The organism is Streptomyces pacificus (assembly GCF_011766325.1).
Lineage (GTDB): Bacteria > Actinomycetota > Actinomycetes > Streptomycetales > Streptomycetaceae > Streptomyces > Streptomyces pacificus.
In genome coordinates, this window is the sequence record NZ_BLLG01000043.1 from 1 (window position 1) to 3,561 (window position 3,561).

The window sequence follows — 3,561 nt, forward strand, 5'->3', positions numbered from 1 at the left end:
GTGGCCCAACCCTTGGGAGGGAGCCGTCGAAGGTGGGACTGGCGATTGGGACGAAGTCGTAACAAGGTAGCCGTACCGGAAGGTGCGGCTGGATCACCTCCTTTCTAAGGAGCACTTCTCACCATCACTTGTGGTGGTCAGAGGCCAGTGCATCGGCGAGTGTCCGGTGCTGGTTGCTCATGGGTGGAACGTTGACTATTCGGCATGATCGGGATGGCTGGGTCGCTAGTACTGCTCTTCGGGGTGTGGAACGTGGGTTCTGTCGGCTGGTTGTGTTGGGCGCGCTGTTGGGTGTCTGAGGGCACGGGCCGTTGTGGCTTGTTCCCTTTTGTGTGCCGGTCCCGGTGCAGCATCGCGTGTGCGGTGTGTGACGGGTGGCTGGTCGTTGTTTGAGAACTGCACAGTGGACGCGAGCATCTGTGGCCAAGTTTTTAAGGGCGCACGGTGGATGCCTTGGCACCAGGAACCGATGAAGGACGTGGGAGGCCGCGATAGGCCCCGGGGAGCTGTCAACCGAGCTGTGATCCGGGGGTGTCCGAATGGGGAAACCCGGCAGTCGTCATGGGCTGTCACCCGCTGCTGAACACATAGGCAGTGTGGAGGGAACGAGGGGAAGTGAAACATCTCAGTACCCTCAGGAAGAGAAAACAACCGTGATTCCGGGAGTAGTGGCGAGCGAAACTGGATGAGGCTAAACCGTATGTGTGTGATACCCGGCAGGGGTTGCGCGTGCGGGGTTGTGGGATTGCTTTTGATCAATCTGCCGGTTGGTCGGCGAGTGAGAAACCGTATGGGTAGGCGAAGGGCATGCGAAAGGCCCGGCGTAGAGGGTAAGACCCCCGTAGCCGAAATCTGTGCGGCTCGTTTGAGTTATTCCCAAGTAGCACGGGGCCCGAGAAATCCCGTGTGAATCTGGCGGGACCACCCGCTAAGCCTAAATATTCCCTGGTGACCGATAGCGGATAGTACCGTGAGGGAATGGTGAAAAGTACCGCGGGAGCGGAGTGAAATAGTACCTGAAACCGTGTGCCTACAAGCCGTGGGAGCGTCGGACGTGTTTGCACGTCTCGTGACTGCGTGCCTTTTGAAGAATGAGCCTGCGAGTTAGCGGTGTGTAGCGAGGTTAACCCGTGTGGGGGAGCCGTAGCGAAAGCGAGTCCGAAGAGGGCGTTTGAGTTGCATGCTCTAGACCCGAAGCGGAGTGATCTAGCCATGGGCAGGTTGAAGCGGAGGTAAGACTTCGTGGAGGACCGAACCCACCAGGGTTGAAAACCTGGGGGATGACCTGTGGTTAGGGGTGAAAGGCCAATCAAACTCCGTGATAGCTGGTTCTCCCCGAAATGCATTTAGGTGCAGCGTCGTGTGTTTCTTGCCGGAGGTAGAGCACTGGATAGGCGATGGGCCCTACCGGGTTACTGACCTTAGCCAAACTCCGAATGCCGGTAAGTGAGAGCGCGGCAGTGAGACTGTGGGGGATAAGCTCCATGGTCGAGAGGGAAACAGCCCAGAGCATCGACTAAGGCCCCTAAGCGTACGCTAAGTGGGAAAGGATGTGGAGTCGCAGAGACAACCAGGAGGTTGGCTTAGAAGCAGCCATCCTTGAAAGAGTGCGTAATAGCTCACTGGTCAAGTGATTCCGCGCCGACAATGTAGCGGGGCTCAAGCGTACCGCCGAAGTCGTGTCAATCCAGCAGATAGCCTTAACGGGTGTTGGGTTGGGTAGGGGAGCGTCGTGTGCCGGGTGAAGCAGCCGTGGAAGCGAGTTGTGGACGGTTCACGAGTGAGAATGCAGGCATGAGTAGCGATACACACGTGGGAAACGTGTGCGCCGATTGACTAAGGGTTCCTGGGTCAAGCTGATCTGCCCAGGGTAAGTCGGGACCTAAGGCGAGGCCGACAGGCGTAGTCGATGGACAACCGGTTGATATTCCGGTACCCGCTTTGAAACGTCCAGTATCGAGCCCATTTATGCTAAGGCCGTGAAGCCGCCGGTTGAGTCTTCGGACGAGGTCGGAGTGGTGGAGCCGCTGACCCGAGGTGGTAGTAGGTAAGCGATGGGGTGACGCAGGAAGGTAGTCCAGCCCGGGCGGTGGTTGTCCCGGGGTAAGGGTGTAGCCCGAGAGGTAGGTAAATCCGTCTCTCATGTGGGTGAGACCTGATGCCGAGCCGATTGTGGTGAAGTGGATGATCCTATGCTGTCGAGAAAAGCCTCTAGCGAGTTTCATGGCGGCCCGTACCCTAAACCGACTCAGGTGGTCAGGTAGAGAATACCGAGGCGTTCGGGTGAACTATGGTTAAGGAACTCGGCAAAATGCCCCCGTAACTTCGGGAGAAGGGGGGCCACGTCTGGTGATCCGATGTGCTCGGTGAGCTGGGTGTGGCCGCAGAGACCAGCGAGAAGCGACTGTTTACTAAAAACACAGGTCCGTGCGAAGCCGTAAGGCGATGTATACGGACTGACGCCTGCCCGGTGCTGGAACGTTAAGGGGACCGGTTAGCTCTATTTCGGTGGGGCGAAGCTGAGAACTTAAGCGCCAGTAAACGGCGGTGGTAACTATAACCATCCTAAGGTAGCGAAATTCCTTGTCGGGTAAGTTCCGACCTGCACGAATGGCGTAACGACTTCTCGACTGTCTCAACCATAGGCCCGGTGAAATTGCACTACGAGTAAAGATGCTCGTTTCGCGCAGCAGGACGGAAAGACCCCGGGACCTTTACTATAGTTTGATATTGGTGTTCGGTTCGGCTTGTGTAGGATAGGTGGGAGACTGTGATGCTTGGACGCCAGTTCAGGTGGAGTCGTCGTTGAAATACCACTCTGGTCGTGCTGGATGTCTAACCTGGGTCCGTGATCCGGATCAGGGACAGTGTCTGATGGGTAGTTTAACTGGGGCGGTTGCCTCCTAAAGGGTAACGGAGGCGCCCAAAGGTTCCCTCAGCCTGGTTGGTAATCAGGTGTTGAGTGTAAGTGCACAAGGGAGCTTGACTGTGAGACCGACGGGTCGAGCAGGGACGAAAGTCGGGACTAGTGATCCGGCGGTGGCTTGTGGAAGCGCCGTCGCTCAACGGATAAAAGGTACCCCGGGGATAACAGGCTGATCTTCCCCAAGAGTCCATATCGACGGGATGGTTTGGCACCTCGATGTCGGCTCGTCGCATCCTGGGGCTGGAGTCGGTCCCAAGGGTTGGGCTGTTCGCCCATTAAAGCGGTACGCGAGCTGGGTTTAGAACGTCGTGAGACAGTTCGGTCCCTATCCGCTGTGCGCGTAGGAGTCTTGAGAAGGGCTGTCCCTAGTACGAGAGGACCGGGACGGACGAACCTCTGGTGTGCCAGTTGTCCTGCCAAGGGCATGGCTGGTTGGCTACGTTCGGGAGGGATAACCGCTGAAAGCATCTAAGCGGGAAGCCTGCTTCGAGATGAGGGCTCCCACCCACTTGATGGGGTAAGGCTCCCAGTAGACGACTGGGTTGATAGGCCGGATATGGAAGCCAGGTGACTGGTGGAGTTGACCGGTACTAATAGGCCGAGGGCTTGTCCTCAGTTGCTCGCGTCCACTGTGT

The 3,561-nt window shown here is 57.5% G+C and carries 2 rRNA genes; both read left to right on the top strand.

Annotated features, from left to right (window positions below):
• Nucleotides 1-104: ribosomal RNA gene (locus SCWH03_RS28125) — 16S ribosomal RNA — on the top strand; the annotation flags it as partial.
• Between the two features lie 317 nt (nucleotides 105-421).
• A 23S ribosomal RNA gene (locus SCWH03_RS28130) occupies nucleotides 422-3,540 on the top strand.
• Nucleotides 3,541-3,561: the final 21 nt, after the last annotated feature.